The following is a 23,837-nucleotide window of genomic DNA, read 5'->3' on the forward strand; positions in this document are numbered from 1 at the left end:
AAGCTCAATTTAGAAATTGATACTTTTTTATCTTAATAGTTGTAGGAGGAGATTGAGTACCAAATCAATTAATAAAAAAGGAGGCATTTGAGCCTCCGAAAATCTTATGTATATTTTTTGAAAATGAGCGTTGCATTATGGCCACCAAATCCTAACGAGTTTGATAACACAACTTGGACTTCCGCAGGTCTTGCCACATTTGGTACATAATCTAAATCTAGTTCTTCGTCTGGAGATTCATAATTGGTTGTTGGAGGTACGATGCTGTCTTTAATTGTTAACAGTGAGAAGATTGCTTCGACAGCCCCTGTTGCACCTAAGAGATGACCAGTCATCGACTTGGTAGAACTAATTAACAGTTGTTGTGAATGCTTGCCAAATACCTCTTTAATCGCTATTGTTTCATATAAATCATTATAGTGTGTACTCGTTCCATGGGCATTAATATATTGAATGTCTTCAGGTTGAATACTAGCATCTTTTAATGCTTGCTTCATCGCTCTTTGCGCACCTTCTCCATCTGGAGCTGGTGTTGTAATATGGAATGCATCGCCTGTTGCACCATAACCAATCAATTCACCATATATCTTTGCACCACGTGCAATTGCATGGTCTAATTCCTCAAGGATAAGAACGCCAGCTCCCTCTGCAATGACAAAGCCATCACGATTTCTATCAAATGGACGGCTGGCTGTTTTTGGGTCAGGATTTGTACTTAAAGCTGTCATATTTGAAAAACCTGCAATCGTCATTTCAGTAATTGAGGCTTCAGCACCACCTGTTACCATCATATCAGCATCACCATTTTGAATCACTCGGAATGCATCACCGATTGAATTTGCACCTGATGCGCATGCTGTTACAGAACAATTGTTTATACCTTTTGCACCAATTTCAATTGATACGCGACCTGATGCCATATCTGGTATAAACATTGGGATGATAAATGGACTTACTCTTCTAGGTCCTTTATCTAAATAACGTTTATGTTGCTCTTCAAAAGCATCAAGGCCACCGATGCCTGAGCCAATCCAGACACCCACTCGTTCTGGATTCACATTCTCTCCGATGTTAATCTTTCCATCTTGAATAGCCATTTTACTTGCTGCAATTGCAAAATGAGTAAACCTTGCCATTCTTCGGGCTTCTTTGCTATCTATATAATCATCAGGTTTAAAGTCCTTTACTTCTCCAGCCACTTTGACATTGAACTTTTCTGCATCTACCCTTGTAAGTGGTGCTATACCACTTTCACCCTTTTTTATCCGTTTCCAAGTAGTTGAAATATCATTTCCTAACGGTGTAACAGCACCAATTCCAGTAACAACGACTCTTTTTTTCATGTTTGTTCCTCCTATTACTTAGTAGAAATTAATCATAAAACATTTTTATGACGATTAGAAAGAGCTTGCGAAATACTCCCAGGTAATATGGGGATCTATTAAGCTATGTTCTGCTTTTGTAAGAATTTCAACTCAACTTGTTGTTTTCAACAGTACCAGGTTGATTTTTTATTTGGATTGGTTAAAATAACGACATGACTAGATTTTACCAAAATTAAAAATGAAATATAAGCAATTGGCTCATAAAATTATATTATTTTTATTATTGGATGATGCTCTCCTATTAATATTTACTATTAAACAAAGTGACTAATTTAAGCATCGTAACTTTGGTTGGTGTGATGGAGAGTAACCGCATTATATTTCCTGCGAAATTTTGACTTGCCCTCAAATCAACGAATGACATATAATACACAATTACCAACAAATTTCTAGATAAGTTTTAAAAAAAGAGCCACATATAGTAGCTCTTTTATTGATTCAGGTTTTCTACACTATTTAATAAGGAAGATACTTCATTTACAGTATTTAATAATTCACTATTTTCTATTTGTTCTAATGAATATTCACCTGTTTCTAACATATTATTTACCTCTTCTAGTAATACTTCATTTGTATTTAATATCTCTTGGTGAACTTCTTCAGCTATTGCAGGGGCATTTATCTCATTAAATTGTGCAATTTCTTCTTTTAAAGTTATTAATTGTTCTTCTAGTTGCTCTAAAGAAACGCTATTATTTTTTAAATCTTCAACCATTTGTGGTAGTTCTTCAGAAAATTCACTTAGTTCTGTAAGGTATGATTGTGCTTCTTGAACATAATCAATTGATTGATTCACCTCATCCAAAAAAGAACAGGCTGACAACAACATTATCATTGAAACGATTGAACTGATTAATATTAGTTTTTTCATGTATAGCTCCTCTTAAGTATTTTTTATTCTTGTTGTTATGTAATACGTTTATAAACTAAAAAGGTTTCCTTTTTCTATTTCAAATATGATATGGCCTAACAATTCAACATATATTGGCTTACTATGGAGGAAAATGACCTTTTTATAAGTCAGGACATAATCCAACAATCGTTTTATATACTAACTTAAATGAATATTTCACCTATAATACTATTTCTTAGAAACTGTTTCTTTCCATCTATCCCTTAACCATTGTTTCAAAATACCTTTGCCCCACCCATCTTTATTCGTTTGCAATGTTTGGACTCTCCAATACATGGGCGGATGTGGCATAAACTGAAAGGAAATAATTCTAAGTATCCACGATTCTCTCTCCAATGATGATGATACATTTTCATCTTTGTCATTTAACATTTGATATTCCAACGATTTGTTTAAAGCGTTATCCTGAGCTATTGTTAGTGTCCGCAGGCTATTTGCCATCTGGATATGGCCACCTTTTAACAATTCTCCCCCTAAATGGTCAGCACGTACTTCCATCCATTGTGAAACAAAAGACAAATAGGTTGGAAATATCATCATCAATAGCCAAATGAGGAGAAATAATGGAGTCTTTAATGATTCAATATTATCTATGTTCTGAATGATAGGTATTAAAGTTACTAATAAAATGAGTAAAAAACATATTCTCCAGATTTGTGTCCACATAATATCACGTTTCTTCAAATGGATCGATTCATGCGCGATGATTCCTTCAATTGTATCAAGTGGGAGCTTTAATGTTTGACTAGTTAATGTTATCATCCCCCGACCAATATTCATTCCGGTGGCTAACCCATTATAATCGGATGATTCCGTTTCATATAATTTGACATTCGATAAGCCAGCTTTTTTAAAAATAGGATCTGCTACAGAGATAATTTCTTGATTAGTTATTGCCTTTGCATCCATCGCTACTTTTAACACTACATCTGAAATCATGATATTTAGTATCCAGTAGCTTATCCCAGCTAACACTAATCCCCAAGTCGGTACTTGTAAGAAATATAAAATTAAGAGTAATGCACTGTAAGCAGATACTCCTTTCACAGTAGTGGCAAAATATAGTTTGCCAATTAGTCTCTTTATATTCTTTTTATGATAAAATGGCAAAACGTTCATTGTTTCTGCAGGCTGGTTTTTCATATACAAACTAAATATGTCTACCCACTTTTTCGAATCATTGAGTGTCAGATATAAAGTCTCGCCAGGCATTTCAATTTTCAATACATCGCGATTACTTGTTGTAAAGTCAACATTTGATGTAAATAGTGTAAATAATGGATGAAGCTTTAAAATATCTACTGATGTTTCTAGCTGGAGATTTATACATTCAATAACAGGTATTTTCCTAGATTCATATTTAGACAGAATAAAAATTTCAGCATTATCATGGTCGTAATAACATTTTACATTTTTAGCAATATGAATTCTCTTTACTAATTCTGTAAAGAAGGTAATAAATCCTAAAGTAATGATATATTTAAGAATGCTACTCTCTTTAGGTCCGTAGATTAGGAATAAAATCGCAAAGGCAAATGTCACAAAAAAGATTAATACATCAATAACTACTCTTTTTTTGTCACGGAATAATTGCATCTCCTCTACCTGTGCAGCTATAAGTTGTTCTTTTACTTTATTGTATGAAGTTTTGTGAGGACGTAACTCAATAGCACTAGCATAACAATAAGCTAATAAACCAAAATAAGTAAAGCCGTCTGGAAAAGAATGCACGTAAAAAATATAACAAATAGTTAATAACCCACATAGGATTTCGACAAAGTAACCTAGTTTTTTATTTATTCGCCCCGATAGCATCCCAATATAATGAAGCATCACACCTAGTATCATAACGATTAAATAATTGAGAAATGTTTCAAACATAGGCTCACCTCTTAGGATAATTTCATTTAATGTAACAATTAGGTATTTTTTGAAATAAAGTTGAATAGTAAAAAGGTTAACTACAATGGGTTAACCTTTTTTGTGCAATATGTAATTGGCTAATTTCTACTATTGTTCTTCCATTGCATTCACTAAGTTAAGTACATTGAATGATTTAAAATGTATTATTGAAATTAATTATTCCTTAATCACTAACCACTTCAAGAAATCTTGTTCTTTTTTAGTCAGGAATCTTCCTAAATCTTCTGAAAAATAAACATATAGTTCAATATATCTTTTTGCCCTTTCGTCCATAACGTACCCCCAGCAATTATATTAATCATTCTATAATCGTAAATTTAAATAAGCATCTTAAATAGACTATTATATTTTAACATGAAATGGTAACAGAATATATGAGAATTCCCTAATTTTTTGCATTTTTAAATTCTCCACAAAATGAAATAATTTATTGGAAACTACACATAATATTAGAAGTTTCATCAGACATAAATTGATTACTCTTTTCGTTTCAATACGTAAAAAGTAAAAATGTTAGGTGGTGAACAAAATTGAGGAAACTACTTATCCTATTATTAGCTTCATTTTTGGCAACAGCATTTGTAGGCTGTGATGATGAGCCTGGCGAAGACGAGATTGGAGACGGTGAGATTAACGACGAAGAATAAATATGATGAGGGTGACTTCAAATGCTTCAACTCTTTAAACATCCGAGATAAATGAAATTTAACATTTTATTTATCAATATGAGAGATTACCATTGTCACCCTCTATATATAGGACTTACTGTAAAGTTATTCTTTAAGATGGACCATATAAAACAACTAAGTAAGATAATAAATTGCTTCAAAATCAGCTATGTTTAATAACTTGATTCTGGAGCGATTTCAGTAAGATTTTACTCTCGAAAGTATATACGCGCCAATGGCTTGAATAATTGTTTTGACGATTACTTGACCTATTATTGCAGCAGGAACAGCTTCCCATGATAAAAAGTTTGCCCCAATTGGACTAAGACCGATAATCACAAAAATAGCTGAGTCCAGTAGACCCCCTACTATGCCACTGTAAAATACGCGCCAGCTCATCGGTAAATTCAATCTTGTATAAATTTCTGTATCTGTTGTTTCTGATATTAAAAAAGAAACAGCTGAAGCAAGTACAATTACCATTGTATCACCTAATAAAAAAGAAACTATTGCAGACAAGATTAGAGCTAGCCCGATAAATCCGTACGTTTTCTTTCTCCCAAATTTATTTTGAACAAGGTCTCGAAGAATGAAAGTTGCTCCAATTAATAATGTACCCATTGGTATGATAAATATTGATAGTGTTAATGGTTGAAACGCAGCAGTAATAACATTAGCTAATACAATTGATGTTAGGTAAAAAATAATTCTCATTTCATAATCACCTTTACTGTAAATGAATTAAATCTGTCACTGTTTATTAAATTGACTGTTTTGCATTGTTTTATTACTAATTGTCATCTAATGTTGATTGTAGCAAGTAACATTCGAATTCCATATCACGAAAAAGCTTAGGCTATATCCTACATAAGGAATCATAATCCCCGCCACCAATGAAATAGCTGCCTCCGCTGGTTGATTATCAAAGCCTAGAACACTGTATGCGTAGCTTTGATAATTAACAATTAACAAATTGCTTTAATAAGTGCTTATCAAATTGAGGTAAGTATTTTAAAGCATGACTAACAGTTTAATGAATAAGTTAATAAGACAACAGTCAATGCAAGAAAAATTAATTATACCGAAGCATCATAAGAATTTAAACTAAAAAGGTTAAATTTCATGAACTTTTCACGATTTAAGCAAAGCTTGACTAAGTTGTTAAATAAAGTAATAAATCATTTTTATAGTTAGCTAAGAAATGTTGTTCTTTTTTAAGGTGTGTTATAATAAATCAACTGATGTTATAAATTCTTACATCAAGTTTATTAGTTGATTCCACTAGATAACTAATCAATAAGAGTGGGAGTGATAGGAATGACACAAAACTATACAGTCCAAGATTATTTTAACCGTCCCCTACGAGATTTACGAATTTCTGTAACTGATAAGTGTAATTTTCGTTGTACATACTGTATGCCAGCAGAAATATTTGGCCCTGATTTCCCCTTTTTGAAGAAATCGGAATTGTTAACATATGAAGAAATTGAACGTTTAAGCAAGATTTTTATACAATCACTAGGTGTTCGTAAAATAAGAATAACTGGTGGAGAGCCTTTGATGAGAAAAGATCTAGCGACGTTGATTCATCATTTGAGCCAGATTGAAGGTGGGGTCGATATTGCGATGACAACAAACGGAGTGCTATTACCTCAATATGCGAAGGAGCTAAAGGAAGCCGGCTTACAAAGAGTTTCAATAAGTCTCGATTCATTAGAAGATGAAACATTTGGAAAAATCAACGGTCGAGGAGTTTCGGTAAGTGCTGTCTTAGATGGAATCGATGCAGCTGAAAAAGCTGGACTGGGGATAAAAATAAATATGGTCGTAAAGCGAGGAATGAACGAACATGAAGTTTTACCTATGGCGCAATACTTCCGTAAGCGTGGACATATCATTCGATTTATAGAGTTTATGGATGTAGGAAATTCGAATAATTGGAATTTAGATGACGTATATTCAAAAAAGCAGATTATTGATACAATCCATAAACGCATGCCCCTTGAGCCTATTAAACCTAATTATGTAGGGGAAGTTGCAACTAGATATCGTTATGTTGGGTCAGATAAAGAAATTGGCGTTATTTCTTCTGTATCGGATGCATTTTGTTCATCGTGTAATCGCGCACGACTAGCAGCAAATGGTACACTGTACACCTGCTTATTTGCTTCAAAAGGGCATGATTTGCGGGAATTACTGAGAACTAATAAGTCAGACATTGACTTAGAACATGCAATCATCGAGATATGGAATGGAAGAAAAGATAAATATTCTGTCGATAGAAATAATCAAACTCAATCCGTACGTAAGAAAATTGAAATGTCACACATCGGGGGTTAAGGGATAATTGATAGGATAAAAATTAAAATAATTAACATAGAGAACTTAAAACAACGCCAATCATTGTAGATATATTAATAGATTGGCGTTGTTTTTAGATTAGGCTCTTTTCTAAAAGATTGTGGCTTTTTGCACTAACCTTTTTAAGGGTTTGTTGGAGCGGAAGTGCGAGACTCCTGCGGGATGCGTGGGAGAGGTGAGACCCCGCAGGCGTTTACGCTGAGGAGGCTCACCACCCACCCCGCGGAAAGCGAGTACTGTAGCGGAGACAAACCCTAAACGACAACTCAGTTAAAAGCAACAATGTTTACGAAAACAGCCTTAGATTAATCAGTGAGCAGGCATTTCTGTATGCTCTTTTGTCATTTTTTTATTTTTATAATTTGTCAGTTGTTGCTTTAATAAAGGAAGCAATAATCCATCTCCACCATAGTAATAGCTAGCTGTGCCAGCTGCCAAGAGTAATATAGCAGCAGTATAAAGGATTGGGTTTGTACTAACTGTTCCCGCTAATAAGAAATTTAAATTCATAAACGCACCTGCTAATAAAGCGGGAATAGTTGCAACACCTAGTAATAATCCTACACCAACTAAAACCTCACCCCAAGGTATTAAAATGTTGAATAACTCAATATTCGGTAATGCAAAGGTTTCTAAAAATGTTGCATACCACCCTGCAACTGCTGGATGTTCTCCTCCTGCTTGAGCAATAGCACCGTTAATAAATCCTGTTGCATCGAAGCCGTCAGCAACCTTATGAATTCCAGCTTCAAGCCACTTAAATCCTAACCAAACTCTTAAAATAGTCCAAATAATTGCGATTTTCGGTCCTCTTAGCCACATCATATAAAACAACTCCCTATATAGTAATAAAAATCAATTATGTTAAGATATTCGCTAGCTAGCATTAGCAGTTAAAGGAAGTTAGTTTGTGAAGTGTTTCACTAACTTTCTATGTATATAATTTACACTTTTTTAAACAGCTTTTCAATGGTATTCACTGAGTGTTCATATCTTTTTATTTATTTAGCTTTTTGTGACATGAATCACAGCAATGATAGGCTCTTTATTTATTATTTATTTATTACAAAGTAATATATAATTACTTACACCTGTTAACTGGCATTTAATGTAGTTCGTTTAGCTATAGATATTAAAGATGAATTTTCATCCTTAGTATGTATCGGTGTCTTTACCATGATTACGTTTCATACATTTAAGAACATAGGGATGACAATTGGACTTTTGCCTATCATTGGCATCCCCTCCCTCCCTTTCATTAGCTTCTTATGTTTAAAGCATAAATACGATACGAAACCAGGATTCGCCCAATCAACTCCAACCAAACGCTTAATGAGGCTTAGTGCAAAAACCATAATCTATTAGAATCGAGCTTTTATTTCATACCTGTCTAAAGAAGAAAGGGAGACGAAGAAAATAATCTAGACTCATCAACTACAATATATAGATAAAAATTGCATCCTATATAGTTGTGCTAATTAGGGAGTCTGACTTTTCTTGTCACCCTTTATATTTACATCAATTTATATTTTTTCCATAAAAGATTTCGTCCATCTCTTTTGTTAATTGATCTGTAATCTCTTCTTGTTCCTCTACTGTTAATTTATCTTTCGTATAGCCAAATAAATAGTTATTTAAATCAAATTCCTTAAGTTTGCATTTCGTATGGAAAATGTTTTCCTGATAAATGTTAACATCGATCATATCGAACTGTTCTTTTACCTCATCGGGGATGTAATTTTGAATAGAACTTATTTCATGGTCAATAAAAAGCTTTTGTCCTTTAATATCCCGGGTAAACCCTCTAACACGATAATCCATTGTCATAATATCTGTGTCAAAAGAATGAATTAAAAAATTGAGCGCTTTTAAAGGTGAGATTTCCCCACACGTTGATACATCAATATCGGCTCTAAATGTACTTATCCCTTCATTAGGGTGGTATTCTGGATATGTATGTACAGTAATATGACTTTTATCAAGACCAATAACGACCGATTCAGGAAGAGGACCTGGTGATTCATCATAAGATTCGGTTGGAACTTCAACAACTGGTCCTTCTGAAACTAAAAGTGTGACACTTGCACCCTGTGGTACATAATCCTGTTTTGCAATATTTAATACATGTGCTCCAATAATGTCAGTGACAGACTTTAGAATATTTGTTAAGCGATCAGCGTTATATTGTTCATCAATATATTCTATATAAGCCTCACGTTCTTCTTTTGTTTTCGTATAACAAATATCATACATATTGAAGCTTAATGTTTTCGTCAAATTATTAAAACCATGTAATTGGATGCGTTGTTCTGGAGTTAGTTGCATTTTTCTTCCTCCTCCAATATTTACTTCAGCTAGTATCAAAAAATAGCCTACCCTATATTTTAATAAAGCATACAAAAAATAGGACAGAAAGTACGAGGAGATAAGTAATTTCTCTGTAACCGTGTTAAGGTATTGTTAACTTAAAAAAGCAAAGTATCAGTACAAAACATATTGATACCTTGCCACTATGAAGAATATAAGAACTGACATTAATTTTCTTTTATTTCAAGTCTTATTTTTTAAGGAGGTCTACAATTTCTCGAACTGGAACTGGCTTAACTTGATTTTTACCATTTTGTTTAGCAAAGAACATTGCTATATCAGAATTTTTATAATTATTGGTAATGGCTTAGCTATCTCTACATTTGTTGCGTCCGTTCATTGACAGCTGAAGCAGAAAAACGTAATCTAAGGTGAAATAGAAGGTTTTCATTGACCAGTGTGGCTGTTAAAATGTGACTAAGGTAAAATAGAAGGTTCTCCATTGACCTGTACAGCAGAAAAACGCATATAATTGAAATTACTTTGTATTATTGGAAATAGGTGTATTCTAAACTTAACTTTCTTCAGTAAATCTTGTATGAGTAAGTTAGGGATTCATTAATTATATAAAGGGATTATTTCGTGATATGTGGAGCATTTAATTAAGTGAGAGCAACTTTTTTAAAAGTAGTTAAACTTGGTTTAAAAAAAGAAAAGGAAGACTCATATCATCGAGCCAACCTATTACTAGAAAACGTTGATTATAGGCTTTTCTTTTACAAAGTGAACAGGTAATCTGTTGAATTTTTCTTTTAATAGTTCTACGAGATATTCCATCCCTGGTTCTTCACTTGCTGCATGACCTATTAGAATGAGTGCTTTGTTTCTACCTTGTTCGTTTGCATCACGTACATACTCGGGTGTTTCCCATTCAGGTCCTTCTCCTGCAATGATTAATTCTACTCCCTCATTTTCGAAAAGTGGGATAGCTAAGTTACTCCCACCTCGATATCCAACGAGGAAGCCTATTTTTGAGCAAGTCATCTCTATGTCGCCAATAATTCGGACATATGGAATTTCGAGTTTCTGCTTTATTTGGTTAGCCATTTGCCCTACTGTTGTAGTTGGAACCGTTACAATTGCTGACGTATCAAAGTGTTTTGTATTGTTTTTATCTAGTTCTAATGATTTTAAAAGACCAAGCATGATAATATCTGGTTGGTAATGATGAATATAATCATGTAAGCGGTATATAGCAATATTTGAGTCTTTAATAAATCGTTGTTTTTCTATGAAACTCTTATAATCTTGTAACGGATTGTGCGCATGGTGACTGTAAAATATCCCTTCATGAGTAATAATAAGGTTTGCATCTAGTTCAGTTGACTTTTTTAATACATACTGTGAGGCAACAAATGTAACAATAATTCCTGTTATGCTTTCGTTTACTTCTCCATAAAGCAAGCCATCGACTGTATTTACAATTTTCTTTACCGGTTTAGTTATTTCATCGATTACATCTTGTATTGAAATCATCGTAACACCTCTAAACAAGTTGATTTCCTTGCACTATTCGCTAGTTGCGAATGGTCCTCCTTGATCCCCATATAATCACACAAGGCTTAGAAAATAGCCGATTTTCTAAATAAGAAATGTTCATGAGAGTCATATTCGAACTCAAGTATTATGAACTTACACTTTGTTCATTTGTCATATTTGAATCTTTTTCTAGGAAGTTTGTTTCAAGGTCATTTAAAATTTCCTTCGTATTTAGCATGATGAAATAAGCAATGGTACTAGCTGTAAATAAGATAAGAAAATTTGTTGTGACATATGAAAGGTAGAAAGTAATGAATAAAATCAATAAATTTCCAATAGAATGCTTAGCCTTTATAAATGCATAATATATTGACAGTTTTATAGCATCCCTTAACCTGAACTTATAACGAGCATTTATTATCAGTAGATTAATTGATAGTATTGTCCATACTAAGGTTAACATGAAGACAACTAGTGAGAGTATTTGATTTATATCAGAAGTGGACTGGCGAAGATATTGTAGATCCACTATTAATATGAAATAAACAAATAGTATCGGGAGCCAAACTTTAAATGTGTCTTTCAAGTTCTTTTTGTAACCGTCAAAAAAATCCCGTGTTGGTGATAGTTCTTTAGTTCTAGTTAATTTTTCTATTGAATAGATAAGTGCAGCAATGGCAGGTCCAGATGGAAGTAGTGCCAAAAAATAAATTAAAATATTAGAAAATGAAGGTGTCAGCGTCATAAAGAAAAAGATAAAGATACAGTTTGTCAAAATAAAATATAAATTTGTTAATGCCAACCAGTATATGTAATTTGTTAATGAATAGAGTATTCCGTCTCCAAAATCTCTTTTGTTGTTCATCCTTTTCACCATCTTTCTTTGTTGGTTTTAGTAGACATTTTCAGGCTGTCTTCTCAATTAATTTTTCAAATGAGAAGACAGCCTCGTTTAACCTGTAAGTTATTTTGATTCTTTATACTTCTTGTACGTATCATTCGCCAAGTCTAAATATTTTTGTAAGCCTTGCCCTTCTAATTCTTTAATAAAGGCATCAAACTCACTTAAGTCTCTCTCACCAAAAATGAATTTTAATGTATTTTGGTCAGTATAATCTTTTAATGGTGTGCTTAATAATGTAACTTGTTCACGGTCTTCAATTGTGAATGGTAATGGTGGTTCTGCCGGAATAGTCGTTTTCGTTTTAGCCATATCTTCTTGGAATTTTACTTCTTCCTCACTCATCATCGAACGAAGAAGGTCCGTTGTACCGCCATAAGCAAATACACCACCAGAGAATCCATAATCTACACGTAAGTCCTTCGATCCCGCTGGATTTAATCCATTATAGTTTACATCTTCAACTAATTTTCTTACACCATCCGTTTTAGTATAAGTTGTGCCTTCTACTCCCCACTTAGCAAATTCCTGTCCTTCATCACTATAATATAACCAATCGATAAATTGAAGAATTGCCTCGAAGTTTTCACTTTCTTTAGCTTTAGATGAAATCATTACCCCATTTTCTAAGCGGGAACCAGACATAAGTTGGCCAGCTGGACCACCAGGAACCGTGATTTTAGCAATCTTGTAATTGTCTTTCCCTAATGTTTTATCCATATCAGTACGATGTAAAATAACAGTTTGAGAGTTACCATTTATTATAAATGATTTACCAGTTACAAATTTCTGAGTTGCTTGGTCATCTTCTTGAGTGAAGCTCTCTTTATCGAGAAGACCTTCTTCTACCAATTTATTAAAGTACGTAAGCATGTCTTTATATTCGTTTGTTGTAGCTGTATAAACAAATTTATCTGCATCTTTATCATATGTTAACCCGTTACCAAAGCCCCAGCCTGCTTTTGTTCCAAATCCTGTTGCTGCAATGTTGAGTGTACTATTAAACTCAAAGCGATCTGAGAATGGTGTAACATCTGGATATAGTTCTTTTAATTGTTTCATTGCTTCATATAATTCTTCCCACGTTGCAGGGATAGCAATATTGTGTTTTTCAAAAATATCAGTTCGAACAATTAATGTATAATCAGGCCATACATTTTCATGTAGTCCAGGTAATAAATAATATTTACCATCATTTTGTTTTAAACCTTCTAATTCATCTTCAAGCTGCCATTTTTCAACTTTGTCTTTAAAATGTGGCATTTTGTCAATATAATCACTTATTGGTAAAATCGCACCTGAGGATACGAATGCAGATTCTTCGCCTGGATATGTTTTTGGAATAACTAATGGTGCATCTCCTGAACTGATTAATAGACTACGTTTTTGTGTGTAATCACTCATTGGGACGATTGTCGGTTTTAATGTGACATTAGTCATTTCCTTGATTTTTTCCCATAGTAACCAATCTTCTTTATAAGGATATGTTGGCTGGTCCATATATAATATTGGTAATTCAAATTCTTCAGTTGCTTTAAAAGTATCTCCAACTGAGTAGGATTCCATTGCACCCTTTTTTGTGTCTTCACTTTCTTTGTTAGCAGATTCTTTACTTGAACAACCAGCAATGACTAGAACCACTAAAATGAACAAGTAAAGCAATGACTTAAAACTTTTTCTCCCATTCTTCATTTTTTTGCCTCCCCTTTGTTTTTTACAATTCACAAGCGTATTTCTTACCTTTGGCAATAAGACGCTCATTAATAGAACGTTTCGGCACTTTCTATTAATGAGTGCCTTATTGCCAAGGAATTCTAATTAGCAGATTGTTTACTTTACAGATCCAAGCATTACGCCAGAAACAAAATATTTTTGGACGAAAGGATAGATTGTTAAGATAGGTAAAATTGTTAACACCATTGTCACTGATTTAATGTTTGAAGAAATTTGCGTTAAATTATCTGCACTAGTTGCACCAGCAGAAGTACCACCTGTTACGCCAGCGATTAAATTTCTTAAATATATAGTGACTGGAAATAGTTCTTTCTGGTCTAAGTATAAAAATGCCGGAAACCATGAATTCCAATGTGCGACTGCGTAGAACAAGATCATTGTTGCGATAACGGCCTTACTTAATGGGAGAACAATTTTTAATAAAATCCCATATGTGTTTAACCCATCCATTGATGCGGCCTCTTCTAATTCCTCAGGCATATTTTCAAAGAAGGATTTCATAATGAGCATGTTATAGATACTAATTGCACCTGGGATAACAATCGCCCACATTGTGTTACCAAACCCTATACCGTTTATAAGGACATAGTTTGGGATTAGCCCCCCATTGAAGAACATTGTAAAAACAGCGAATAATGTAAGAAATCTTCTACCAACTAATCTTCGCTTAGATAATGCATAAGCAAAAATTGTGGTTAAAAACATCGAGATTGCAGTACCTACTACTGTATAAATCACTGTGTTTTTATAATTCGTCCAAAACATATTGTCCGATACGACAGTTTTGTAAGTATCAAGATTGAACCCTTTCGGTATGAGGCTTACTTTTCCTGCGTTTATATTTGCTTCACTACTAAATGATTGCGCGATAACATTTAAGAAAGGATAAAGCGTACAAAATACTATGGCTATTAAAATGACTGCATTTACTACTTTAAATACTTTGTACTGTACAGATTCTTGCATCAATATCTCCCCCTACCACAAACTTCTTTCTGTTAATTTTCTCGATATTCCATTTGCGGTTAAAACTAGCACTAACCCAATTAGTGATTCGAATAAACCGATTGCTGTTGCATAACTAAAATTACTAGATTCTAGTCCAACTCGATATAAATAAGTTGAAATAACGTCTGAAGTTTCATAGTTTAGTGGATTATATAAAAGTAAAATCTTTTCAAATCCAACAGCCATAAAACTACCAATATTTAATATTAACAATGTGACAATTGTCGGTAGGATTCCAGGTATTGTAATATGTAGTGTTTGTTTCCAACGATTCGCTCCATCTATTTTGGCAGCTTCGTATAAGGAATCATCTATTGTTGTCAAAGCGGCTAAATAAAGGATAGCGCCCCAACCCATTCCTTGCCAAATTTCAGACGTGATATAGATGGTTCGAAACCATTCTGCTTGTTGAATGAAGTTTATCTTTTCACCAGTAAAGAATTCAACAATTGCATTAATAGATCCGTTTACAGCTGTAAGTTGTAATATCATTCCTGCTACGATAACGATCGATAAGAAATGCGGTAAGTATGATGCAGTTTGCACAAATTTCTTAAATCGTTTAGACTTTACTTCATTAAGTAATAGTGCGAAAATAATTGGCATTGGGAAACAAAAGAGTAAAGTTAGCCCGCCAAGTAGTAGCGTATTAGTAAAGACATTCCAAAATGTTGGGTCATTAATAAACATTTTAAAGTAATGGAAACCTACCCATGATTCTCCGAAAATATTTCCACCTGGTATAAAACGTCTAAACGCAATTACGTTCCCTATCATTGGGCCGTATTTAAAAATTAATAAGTAGATTATCGGTAATACTAATAATGAGTATAGCTGCCAGTCCTTTTTTAATATTGTGCCTAATGTTGATAGTTTACTTCTTTTCACCATTTTTACTTCATGTACTGTCTCGACCTTCACATTCCCCATATTTACCCCCACTTTCTACTATCATGCTTAAAGACTATAGCATGATACTTAATTAACTTTCTTAAAAACATACATTTTTTAATTTTATATTTCTTGTTTTACTTCTCCGCTATATAATGAGCGGTAATACACTTTTAAAACGCTTACATTAGAAAGAAAATAATAAGACAATTTCTTTTAGAGCTAAAGTCAGTTATGGCAAAGAGATAAGTTTTGCTTTCAAATCTGCTGTTTACCTAGTTTGTTACAACTATAAATCATTTTAATACTTTGTTTGTTTGACGATCATACTAAGTTTTGTGTAACATTGACATACTAGTATGGTAGTAAGTTCATTGTAAGCGATATCTTTTAAAGGATCAATATATTTTTTTTAGATTTTGTAAAATATTTAGAATATACTCCAAAAAAAGGATGACTCAATTAATGCTTTCACCTATGAGGAGGCTGAAAGTTTGTTTTGAGTCATCCTTTTTATATAGACTGTTTACTTTTGTGAATATTTTAACACACACGCTTTTTATTTATAGCATAAATTTAGTGATATAGCTTTAAGATGAAATTTGATTTAGTGCCTCATTTATCGGTTTGTCACCTGCTACAAGATCAAACGATTGTTTGTACGTTTTTTTATTGGATAGGCATGCATAAATTGTACGTGCAACGTCTTCACGTGGAATTGTTGTGCGCGATAAATTCCCTCCGACATCTATATGTCCTGTTCCCTGTTCATTTATTAAACCACCAGGTCGAATAATTGTATAATTTAAGCTAGATTGTATAAGCATTTTGTCTGCATAGTGTTTTGCAACATAATATGGTTTCAATTGCTCATTCCAATTCTCACGGTTATTTGCTTGAAGCGCACTAACCATCATATAGCGTGTTATATTCTCTCTTTCTGCTGCTTCTATTGTTTTTACAGCACCATCCAAATCAATTAATAGTGTTTTATCTGCTCCAGTATGTCCCCCTGAACCTGCTGTAAAGACAATTGCATCACAACCACGTACAGCCTCAACAAGTTCTTCTACGGTGCCTTCTAAGTTCGCCATAACAGCGTCAATACCTGAATTATGGAGTTCTTTCACTTGTTCTTGCGTCCTAACCATTGCTTTAACAGAGTATTCACTACTTGAGTGAAGTAATTGGACTAAGTGCTTCCCTATTTGACCATTTGCACCAACTACTAATACCTTCACATTACCACTTCCTTAGTTTTGTCTTGTATTTTTTATTATTTCAAATAGGAAGTATTGAAACAAGTATCTTGCCTCACTGATTGAGTTTCGAAACAAACAGTTTAAGTAATTCATCTTCGACTAATTTTCCATTATCACTAATTTTTAAGTGATTTAAGAGAATTGAAAAAATAAATGGTCCTTCATTGGTTTTTACATATCCTGACAATGTACTCACATTTGTTAATGTCCCAGTCTTAGCATACACTTTTTCCTTTAGCAAAGTAATGGACATGCGATTTCTCAGAGTCCCTCCCTGCATTTTATCATTCACACCAGATATAGGCAGTGATTTATAAAATACAGGGAACCATTCCTTCTGTTTCGCATGATAGAGAAGTGTTGTTAAATCATTTGCTCTCACTAAATTTTGATGAGAGATGCCAGAGCCATCCCTCATGACAACCTCGTTAGCATCAACGCCTAAGCTTGTTAATGTATTTTTTGCAGTGTCAATTCCATTTTCCCATGTTCCATTTTGTTTATACAGTTTCCCCATCTCTTTAATAAAGACATCTCCAAAACTATTTTTACTTAATTTCATAAAAGGAATTAATAATTGTTGCAATGGTTCCGATTTATGTTTATAAATGAGCTGGCTATTTTCAGGTGTTTTGTTATATTTCACAACGCCTTCAAGCTCAATTCCATTACGATATAACGCTTCCTTAAATAATGTAATGGCATATTTCGCAGGTTCCCATACTGCAATTGTATGTCTTTCGGCCTTGGTTCCTAGAGGAATTGTTCCTTCAATGATAATTGTGTTTGTTCCGTGTTGACGAGTAATGCTAACTTCTTTTTTTATATCATCTGTTACCGTCACCGTATGATTCAGGATATGTACATATTCTGTATGTGGATGTAACGTTATCGTAGCTTTTTTGCCCAACTCTGCGTTTGGTGACATTTCTAGGAGAATGGTTCCTGTGTCATAGTCTTCGTTTGGTGAAATCGTTAATGCTGAAACTGCAGCACCGTAGTATGCTTCTTCATCACTCCAAGGAACATCAACTGCATATGAGATATCATCAAAATGTGTAGCGTCACAAACAAGATTACCTGTTATTTTTTTAATACCTTTCTTCTTCAGTACTTTGGCAAAATGATCAATGTCTTCAGGTAATAACGTTGGATCTCCCTTTCCGACTAAATAGAGATTGCCATATACACTTGATGTTTTAATTTTACCATCTGTTCGTATTTCTGTACTGAATGTGTAATTTTCCCCTAATGTCGCTAATGCTGTAGTTGCGGTAATTAACTTTAAGTTCGATGCAGGTGTTAACCGCTTATCCCCGTTATATTCATACATTAATTCACCTGTGTCTGCAGATCTAATACTTATTCCTACAAGCGAACCTTTTAGAAGTGGGTGGTTTTCGATAAACGGAGTTAAATCATTGTCAACGCGGTTTATATCGTTTTTAGCGAAAGCTGTATGCTGGTCCCAGAGAAGGATATGAATGATGATGAGGAGTGAACATACAATTAGTTGTTTCATACTAGTTTACCTCTTTCTCAATCTCTTTCATTTATCATGTCAATTTAATGAATTTAATATGCTATAAAATTAACAAGTATATACGTTATATGTCTTATTAAGGATCTAGCGGAAATATTGGTGACAGTAAGAGGAATTTGTCTAGTGATATGCTAAAGAGGATGTTTTCGTATACATTATTGTACAAAGGCACAATTTTTAAAAAATATAAAAAAGAAGCTGTTCGAACAGTTCTGCTCGAGACAGCTACTTGATAAAATTATCAGAACTTGCATAATGCTTTAGTAAATTCGGATACAAGACTCACTAACTTTGATACACAGCTATTTTCTTCACAGATAAGGAATATAACTTATGTTTAGTAACGATTCATATCATCTGGGTCAGGACCAACACGGTGGTTTTCGTTAAGTGAGTTGATTTTTTCCATATCTTCAGAGTTTAACTCAAAATCAAAAATATTAGCATTTTCTTTAATGCGATGAGGTTTAACCGACTTCGGAATGGTTACTACTTCATTTTGGATATCCCATCGTAAAATGACTTGTGCAGTAGATTTATTATACTTATCAGCAATTTCCTGTAATGTTGGATGGTCAATTAATTGTCCTTGCATTAATGGAGACCATGCTTCTAATTGAATTTGGTTCTCTTTACAAAAGCTATGTAAGCTTGACTGTGTTAACCTTGGATGATATTCAACCTGGTTAACCATCGGCTTAATTTCACAATCTGCCATTAAATCTTTCAGATGATGTTCCTTAAAGTTGCTTACACCAATTGCACGAACACGCCCATCTTTATATAATTTCTCTAGGGCTTTCCATGATTCTTTATATTTATTTAGTTCTGGTACTGGCCAATGGATTAAATATAAATCTAAATAATCTAGCTTTAGTTTATTCATACTTTCTTCAAAAGCTTGTAATGTCGACTCATAACCTTGATTGGAATTCCATAATTTAGTCGTAATAAATAGCTCTTCCCTAGGTACATTAGATTCTGCAATTGCTTTGCCAACGCCATCTTCATTACCGTATACTGCAGCAGTATCAATTGATTTATAGCCTAATTCAATTGCTGTTTTGACTGAATTGATGACTTCATTGCCTTCCTCTACCTTAAAAACACCTAAGCCAAACCATGGCATTTTCACACCATTATGTAAGGTTGTTGTACTTTGTAAGTTATCCATTCACATTACCCCTTTCAAAAGTTCATTTCTATTTTGCCTTATATTTGAATCAACTAAAAGAAATTTGCTCATCATACTTATTTTTACATGTAACATTGAGTCATTAACTTTTAGATAGACTTTATCTACATAGACTTTGCCACTACATCATTCCCTATTAGTCAATGTCTTAGACTAATCCACACTCACCCTATACACTTTCCAAATTTGTACTTGAGCATTCGTTTTAATAAGTTTTATCACTTAAGGGTTAAATATAAGAAAAAGCCCTAAGAAAAGGGCTTTTATGAATCACACGATTACTTAGTATACATATGACGCTCCAATGATGATTAACAAAATAAATAATACGACAATTAAAGCAAATCCAGCTCCTAATCCGTAGCCTGCTTCTCCACCCATGTAAACACCTCCTAATACCTTTTGCTTTACTATATGATTTATTAGTGCAGCTTGATATAGGCATTTGTAAATAGTTTTTATATCATTTATATTGGTTTTATCAGTTTAAAAGAGTGGAAAAAAAGTTACTGGAAAGGTGCTGTTTTTTTGGTATGTGTGGACGCTTTTCTCTAGCAAGTGATTTGAATATGCTTCAGGAACAATTTGATTTTCTAATGAACGAAGATTTTCCAATTCGCTATAATATTGCTCCATCACAGGATGTGTTAGTTATCGGTTCAAATGGACACGAGAGAATTGGAAAAAAAATGAAATGGGGATTAATTCCCCCGTGGGCAAAGGATAAGAAGATTGGATATAAGATGATTAATGCTCGAGGCGAGACAATTGACGAAAAAGTAAGTTTTAAAAAACCATTTCAAACAAAGCGTTGTTTAATATTAAGTGATGGATTTTATGAGTGGAAAAGGACAGGTAAGGAAAAGCAACCATATCGGTTTATAATGAAGGATAACCGGCCATTTGCCTTTGCTGGATTATGGGAACAATGGGTACAAGAGAATGAAAATGTGTCCTTATATACTTGTACAATCATAACTACAGAAGCTAACGAGCTCACAAAAGATGTTCATGACCGTATGCCTGTGATTCTCCAAGAAAATAAATATGATGAATGGCTTGATAGACATAATAATGATACATTAAAACTAAAAAAACTTCTTACTCCTTACGATGCAAACTTAATGGAAGCATATCCAGTTTCTCAAATTGTTAATTCACCAAAAAACGATATACAGGAATGTATGACGAATCTAAATAGCCTATAAATAAGTATAAGGTCTCAACCTATTATTAAGTGACTGTTCACATAAATCATGTTTTTAACATTGTTGTAGTTAGGGGTAGTTGGCAGCACGCGTACTTGCTTTCCTACGCATACCGCTGAAGTCTGGAAACCAACCCATTGAAGAGTTAGCGAAAATCCTATCTTTTAGAAATGTGCCTATCAAATTTAATTAGACAACTGAACTCAATATTTCTGTACTCTCAAAACAGAAAATAGAAACATCTTTATCTGTTTTGAGAGGTGGTAATCCTTTTGACTAGCCGAATTATTTTTAATGATTTTGGATAAATGGTCTATGCATAGCTGACGATTGGTAATTTGGCATTGTCATTTGATTTGGTATTGTTTGAGAAAAGTTCTGTTGGAAACCGGCTGACAAATCTTGTTGCATGCGGTTACAAATATTTAAAACATTTTGGCATTGTTGTATAGCTTGATGATGTTTTTGAAGGCTCTGTTGAATTACATGTACTGCCTGTTGTTCACGGTTTATCATTTGCTGCAACATCTGAATATTTTGTTGCTCTTGCTGAAGCATTTGCTTGTATTGCTGGTTACTTTGCTCGGTTTGTTGAATTAATTGTTGAACAATTTGACGACATTCATTAATTTGTTGGAAAGCTTGTTGGTTTGTTTGCATGATCATGATTCCTCCTGATTACATATTGTTTAAGTTTTGATTTGTTTGTTGAGCATTATACATACTACTAGGTTGGTAACTATTCATTAATGTATTTGAAGTCATTTGGTCGAATGTTGGTACTTGGTAATACCCTTGTTTATTCATGTAACTCCAAATTTCATATGCTTGGTCTGCACAGTTTTTTGCACTTTGAATCAACATTTCTCGAATATGTACATCTGTACATTCAAGTGCTGCATGCATTTTCATTATTCCAGAAGATTTATGAAACCCTAACATACTTGCTGATACATCACGATCATTCATCTGATTGACAGATGCATTAGGTATTTCGGCAACGGCCTGTGCGTTTAACCCATATTGTGGTGTAAAGTTTGAGTTTGTTTTAACTTCAGGTAAAGTTCCGATGTTCATTCTTTGCTTCAGTGCATTTACCAACGTGTTATACTCATTCGTAATAAATGATAATTGGTTTTGTAATATGTTTTTTAGTTCCTCGTCCTGACAATATGGTTGATATAGTTGAAATTGATTAATACCATTAATTGCACACATCAAGACTTCATGGCACTCTAACATTTCATGTGCACCAAGTTGTTTATTGTTCATTTATATCCCTCCTATGTTTTATTGAGCTCTGAATTGATTGTTAATTCCAGCATAATAAAGTTCGGTTTTTACTACTCATTGAGTAATAGGTCCCTTATTTTATACAAAAACCAACTAAACAAAATTTCCTTTAACATAGTTCAATTATAGAGCCAAAGTTAAATTCCCACGGTCAAGGTTAAATTATTCAACCTTTTATATATACATCATTTAATAATCCCTATAGTTTTAGGTTATTATAGGAATTTCGACTGTTTAGCAGTGTCCACCACTTTACTTTTTTATATCAAATGTTCAAATAAAAAGCTCCCAAATTATCTTAAATTTATTTACTATGTCTATAAATAATGAGACATCTTATAACTAGTGTATCTAGTTAGTAAGATGTCTCATTTTTAATGAAATCTATAATCGATATGCCCTGAATCTTTTATCTTTAAGGTCAATAAGCTTTGATTCATAATTTTCTTTGATAACGAAAAGAATTGTCCATCCCAATGTAACTGCCAGTTAATAGGTGCAACTGACTGAATAAATAGCAGTTGTTGTTTAAAAGTAAAGTAATCGTTGGATAAAATAAAAATCTCCTCAGCCTTCGCATACCATAACTCTTTGAGAAAGTTGCTTGCATTCTTTGTATCAGCGTTAGTTAAAATATCGTTTACAGAAACATATTTCATTTTGACGAGCTCCTTTCTATTCATGTGCATTAGTTGTAATTACTGCTGTTATCTGTGTGTAACTATTTATTATAGAAATGAGCCTTTTTAATAGAGTAAATGATTATGAAGACAAGTTCTATGATTAATTGTTTCCAACTGTAATTGGATAACATTTTTCAATTATTGTGATATCTATCACAATAAAAAATATTTGAATCTATTATTCTAGATGTAGGAGGTGTTGGAAGTGATAAATCATTCAATATTTAATCTTAATCATACAGTCGGGGACGTTGTTGCGGTGTTTCCACAGTCAAGTGATTTCTTTAAAAGGAAAAAAGTAGACTTTTGTTGCGGAGGTACACGAACACTTGCACAAGCTATTGAAGAACGTAATTTAAATGAAGCTGAATTTATCGAACAGTTACATCAATATTATGAGGAACATGCTCGGTCAGAGGATACAACAGACTGGAGAGAAGTTCATGCTGATAAGTTAGTCAAACATATTGTTGATGTGCATCATCATTATGCACGGACAGAGGTAGAACAATTAACACCGTATGTAAAAAAAGTTGCTCTAGTACATGGCGACAAGCATACGCACCTTAACAAAGTGCTCTCTCTTTTCAATGATTTAAAATTAGAAATTGCAGAACATTTTAGTAAAGAAGAGAACGAAGCATTCCCGAAAATTTTGAAATACGAAGAAACTAAATCAATCCAAACACTTAAAGAACTTAAGCCAATTGTAAGCTGTCTAGTTGACGAGCACGATGCTGCTGGTGAAATTTTAAAACAAATTAGAGAAGTTACACATGATTATGAATTACCAGAAGATGCATGTGGAACATTTCGCTTAGTTTATCAACGTTTGGAATTGTTAGAAAATGATATGTTTCAACATATTCATCTTGAAAATAACATATTATTTCCAAGATATATTTGACACTAACATAAAACTACCTTCCTAGTGCGCGGAGGTAGTTTTATGTTTGATTTGGAAACACTTTGATGTAATCCTCTTAGATAGAACTACTATTCTAGTTTTTTGTTAATGGGCTC

21 protein-coding genes and 1 pseudogene are annotated in these 23,837 nt (G+C 33.4%); 4 read left to right on the top strand and 18 right to left on the bottom strand.

Annotation, left to right across the window (positions count from 1 at the left end):
* Positions 1–104: 104 nt before the first annotated feature.
* From fabF to J2S19_RS05920, 4 genes are all read right to left on the bottom strand, one after another.
* Positions 105–1,343 (bottom strand): beta-ketoacyl-ACP synthase II, encoded by a 1,239-nt coding sequence (fabF, locus tag J2S19_RS05905; protein WP_307338655.1) that lies wholly within the window; start codon positions 1,341–1,343, stop codon positions 105–107.
* A 472-nt stretch (positions 1,344–1,815) separates the two neighbouring features.
* Positions 1,816–2,256 (bottom strand): DUF6376 family protein, encoded by a 441-nt coding sequence (locus J2S19_RS05910; protein WP_307338658.1) that lies wholly within the window; start codon positions 2,254–2,256, stop codon positions 1,816–1,818.
* A gap of 210 nt (positions 2,257–2,466) precedes the next feature.
* Positions 2,467–4,179: a M56 family metallopeptidase gene (locus J2S19_RS05915; protein ID WP_307338661.1), complete on the bottom strand. Its 1,713-nt coding sequence runs from the start codon at positions 4,177–4,179 to the stop codon at positions 2,467–2,469.
* A 908-nt stretch (positions 4,180–5,087) separates the two neighbouring features.
* Complete coding sequence (locus tag J2S19_RS05920; protein WP_307338664.1) at positions 5,088–5,603, bottom strand: VUT family protein; 516 nt, start codon at positions 5,601–5,603, stop codon at positions 5,088–5,090.
* 603 nt (positions 5,604–6,206) lie between these two features.
* On the opposite strand from J2S19_RS05920, the gene moaA reads away from it, so the two are divergent.
* The gene (gene moaA / locus J2S19_RS05925) at positions 6,207–7,229 is read left to right on the top strand and encodes a GTP 3',8-cyclase MoaA (RefSeq protein WP_307338667.1); all 1,023 of its coding nucleotides are present in this window, start codon (positions 6,207–6,209) and stop codon (positions 7,227–7,229) included.
* A 330-nt stretch (positions 7,230–7,559) separates the two neighbouring features.
* Here the strand turns inward: moaA and J2S19_RS05930 are convergent, their stop codons facing one another.
* Positions 7,560–8,075, bottom strand: coding sequence for a DoxX family membrane protein (locus J2S19_RS05930; protein WP_307338670.1), 516 nt, complete (start codon positions 8,073–8,075; stop codon positions 7,560–7,562).
* A gap of 273 nt (positions 8,076–8,348) precedes the next feature.
* On the opposite strand from J2S19_RS05930, the pseudogene J2S19_RS23665 reads away from it, so the two are divergent.
* Positions 8,349–8,516, top strand: a pseudogene (locus J2S19_RS23665) (FtsW/RodA/SpoVE family cell cycle protein); the annotation flags it as partial.
* 252 nt (positions 8,517–8,768) lie between these two features.
* On the opposite strand, the gene speD reads toward J2S19_RS23665, so the two are convergent.
* The 10 genes from speD to J2S19_RS05985 form a co-directional block, all read right to left on the bottom strand.
* Positions 8,769–9,575, bottom strand: coding sequence for an adenosylmethionine decarboxylase (speD, locus tag J2S19_RS05940; RefSeq protein ID WP_307338674.1), 807 nt, complete (start codon positions 9,573–9,575; stop codon positions 8,769–8,771).
* 729 nt (positions 9,576–10,304) lie between these two features.
* Complete coding sequence (locus J2S19_RS05945; protein ID WP_307338677.1) at positions 10,305–11,093, bottom strand: Nif3-like dinuclear metal center hexameric protein; 789 nt, start codon at positions 11,091–11,093, stop codon at positions 10,305–10,307.
* A gap of 148 nt (positions 11,094–11,241) precedes the next feature.
* Positions 11,242–11,961 carry a YesL family protein gene (locus tag J2S19_RS05950; RefSeq protein ID WP_307338680.1) on the bottom strand — a complete coding sequence of 240 codons (720 nt, stop codon included), beginning with the start codon at positions 11,959–11,961 and terminating at the stop codon, positions 11,242–11,244.
* Between the two features lie 99 nt (positions 11,962–12,060).
* The gene (locus J2S19_RS05955) at positions 12,061–13,689 is read right to left on the bottom strand and encodes an ABC transporter substrate-binding protein (RefSeq protein ID WP_307338683.1); all 1,629 of its coding nucleotides are present in this window, start codon (positions 13,687–13,689) and stop codon (positions 12,061–12,063) included.
* Positions 13,690–13,827: 138 nt separating this feature from the next.
* A complete protein-coding gene (locus J2S19_RS05960; RefSeq protein ID WP_307338686.1) occupies positions 13,828–14,697 on the bottom strand; it encodes a carbohydrate ABC transporter permease in 870 nt (289 codons plus the stop codon).
* A gap of 12 nt (positions 14,698–14,709) precedes the next feature.
* The gene (locus tag J2S19_RS05965) at positions 14,710–15,669 is read right to left on the bottom strand and encodes an ABC transporter permease (RefSeq protein WP_370875066.1); all 960 of its coding nucleotides are present in this window, start codon (positions 15,667–15,669) and stop codon (positions 14,710–14,712) included.
* 551 nt (positions 15,670–16,220) lie between these two features.
* A complete protein-coding gene (locus J2S19_RS05970) occupies positions 16,221–16,871 on the bottom strand; it encodes an SDR family oxidoreductase (RefSeq protein ID WP_307338689.1) in 651 nt (216 codons plus the stop codon).
* A gap of 73 nt (positions 16,872–16,944) precedes the next feature.
* On the bottom strand, positions 16,945–18,414 hold the full coding sequence (gene dacB / locus J2S19_RS05975; protein ID WP_307338691.1) for a D-alanyl-D-alanine carboxypeptidase/D-alanyl-D-alanine endopeptidase: 1,470 nt from the start codon (positions 18,412–18,414) through the stop codon (positions 16,945–16,947).
* A gap of 358 nt (positions 18,415–18,772) precedes the next feature.
* Positions 18,773–19,609, bottom strand: coding sequence for an aldo/keto reductase (locus tag J2S19_RS05980; RefSeq protein WP_307338694.1), 837 nt, complete (start codon positions 19,607–19,609; stop codon positions 18,773–18,775).
* 303 nt (positions 19,610–19,912) lie between these two features.
* Positions 19,913–20,011, bottom strand: a complete 99-nt coding sequence (locus J2S19_RS05985; RefSeq protein WP_307338696.1) for a YjcZ family sporulation protein — start codon at positions 20,009–20,011, stop codon at positions 19,913–19,915.
* A gap of 152 nt (positions 20,012–20,163) precedes the next feature.
* On the opposite strand from J2S19_RS05985, the gene J2S19_RS05990 reads away from it, so the two are divergent.
* The gene (locus J2S19_RS05990; protein ID WP_307338700.1) at positions 20,164–20,838 is read left to right on the top strand and encodes an SOS response-associated peptidase; all 675 of its coding nucleotides are present in this window, start codon (positions 20,164–20,166) and stop codon (positions 20,836–20,838) included.
* Positions 20,839–21,129: 291 nt separating this feature from the next.
* On the opposite strand, the gene J2S19_RS05995 is transcribed toward J2S19_RS05990, so the two are convergent.
* The 3 genes from J2S19_RS05995 to J2S19_RS06005 form a co-directional block, all read right to left on the bottom strand.
* Positions 21,130–21,498, bottom strand: a complete 369-nt coding sequence (locus J2S19_RS05995) for a hypothetical protein (protein ID WP_307338703.1) — start codon at positions 21,496–21,498, stop codon at positions 21,130–21,132.
* A gap of 18 nt (positions 21,499–21,516) precedes the next feature.
* Entirely contained in the window at positions 21,517–22,110 is a 594-nt protein-coding gene (locus J2S19_RS06000; protein ID WP_307338706.1) for a spore coat protein, read from the bottom strand.
* Positions 22,111–22,505: 395 nt separating this feature from the next.
* Positions 22,506–22,790, bottom strand: a complete 285-nt coding sequence (locus J2S19_RS06005) for a hypothetical protein (RefSeq protein WP_307338709.1) — start codon at positions 22,788–22,790, stop codon at positions 22,506–22,508.
* A gap of 229 nt (positions 22,791–23,019) precedes the next feature.
* Between J2S19_RS06005 and ric the strand changes: the two genes are divergently transcribed.
* Positions 23,020–23,721: an iron-sulfur cluster repair di-iron protein gene (gene ric / locus J2S19_RS06010; RefSeq protein WP_307338712.1), complete on the top strand. Its 702-nt coding sequence runs from the start codon at positions 23,020–23,022 to the stop codon at positions 23,719–23,721.
* Positions 23,722–23,837 lie beyond the last annotated feature (116 nt).

It is taken from the genome of Metabacillus malikii (genome assembly GCF_030813355.1).
GTDB lineage: Bacteria > Bacillota > Bacilli > Bacillales > Bacillaceae > Metabacillus > Metabacillus malikii.

Excerpts from the sequence above, each read along its gene's own strand:
- J2S19_RS05930 (WP_307338670.1), bottom strand. The coding sequence starts at position 8,075 with ATGATGTGGCTAAGAGGACCGAAAATCGCAATTATTTGGACTATTTTA.
- J2S19_RS06000 (WP_307338706.1), bottom strand. The coding sequence starts at position 22,110 with ATGAACAATAAACAACTTGGTGCACATGAAATGTTAGAGTGCCATGAA.
- J2S19_RS05985 (WP_307338696.1), bottom strand. The coding sequence starts at position 20,011 with ATGGGTGGAGAAGCAGGCTACGGATTAGGAGCTGGATTTGCTTTAATT.
- speD (WP_307338674.1), bottom strand. The coding sequence starts at position 9,575 with ATGCAACTAACTCCAGAACAACGCATCCAATTACATGGTTTTAATAAT.
- J2S19_RS05955 (WP_307338683.1), bottom strand. The coding sequence starts at position 13,689 with ATGAAGAATGGGAGAAAAAGTTTTAAGTCATTGCTTTACTTGTTCATT.
- J2S19_RS05990 (WP_307338700.1), top strand. The coding sequence starts at position 20,164 with ATGTGTGGACGCTTTTCTCTAGCAAGTGATTTGAATATGCTTCAGGAA.
- J2S19_RS05965 (WP_370875066.1), bottom strand. The coding sequence starts at position 15,669 with ATGGGGAATGTGAAGGTCGAGACAGTACATGAAGTAAAAATGGTGAAA.
- moaA (WP_307338667.1), top strand. The coding sequence starts at position 6,207 with ATGACACAAAACTATACAGTCCAAGATTATTTTAACCGTCCCCTACGA.
- J2S19_RS05910 (WP_307338658.1), bottom strand. The coding sequence starts at position 2,256 with ATGAAAAAACTAATATTAATCAGTTCAATCGTTTCAATGATAATGTTG.
- J2S19_RS05915 (WP_307338661.1), bottom strand. The coding sequence starts at position 4,179 with ATGTTTGAAACATTTCTCAATTATTTAATCGTTATGATACTAGGTGTG.
- J2S19_RS05945 (WP_307338677.1), bottom strand. The coding sequence starts at position 11,093 with ATGATTTCAATACAAGATGTAATCGATGAAATAACTAAACCGGTAAAG.
- J2S19_RS05950 (WP_307338680.1), bottom strand. The coding sequence starts at position 11,961 with ATGAACAACAAAAGAGATTTTGGAGACGGAATACTCTATTCATTAACA.
- J2S19_RS05920 (WP_307338664.1), bottom strand. The coding sequence starts at position 5,603 with ATGAGAATTATTTTTTACCTAACATCAATTGTATTAGCTAATGTTATT.
- dacB (WP_307338691.1), bottom strand. The coding sequence starts at position 18,414 with ATGAAACAACTAATTGTATGTTCACTCCTCATCATCATTCATATCCTT.
- J2S19_RS06005 (WP_307338709.1), bottom strand. The coding sequence starts at position 22,790 with ATGAAATATGTTTCTGTAAACGATATTTTAACTAACGCTGATACAAAG.
- J2S19_RS05980 (WP_307338694.1), bottom strand. The coding sequence starts at position 19,609 with ATGGATAACTTACAAAGTACAACAACCTTACATAATGGTGTGAAAATG.
- J2S19_RS05995 (WP_307338703.1), bottom strand. The coding sequence starts at position 21,498 with ATGCAAACAAACCAACAAGCTTTCCAACAAATTAATGAATGTCGTCAA.
- J2S19_RS05960 (WP_307338686.1), bottom strand. The coding sequence starts at position 14,697 with ATGCAAGAATCTGTACAGTACAAAGTATTTAAAGTAGTAAATGCAGTC.
- fabF (WP_307338655.1), bottom strand. The coding sequence starts at position 1,343 with ATGAAAAAAAGAGTCGTTGTTACTGGAATTGGTGCTGTTACACCGTTA.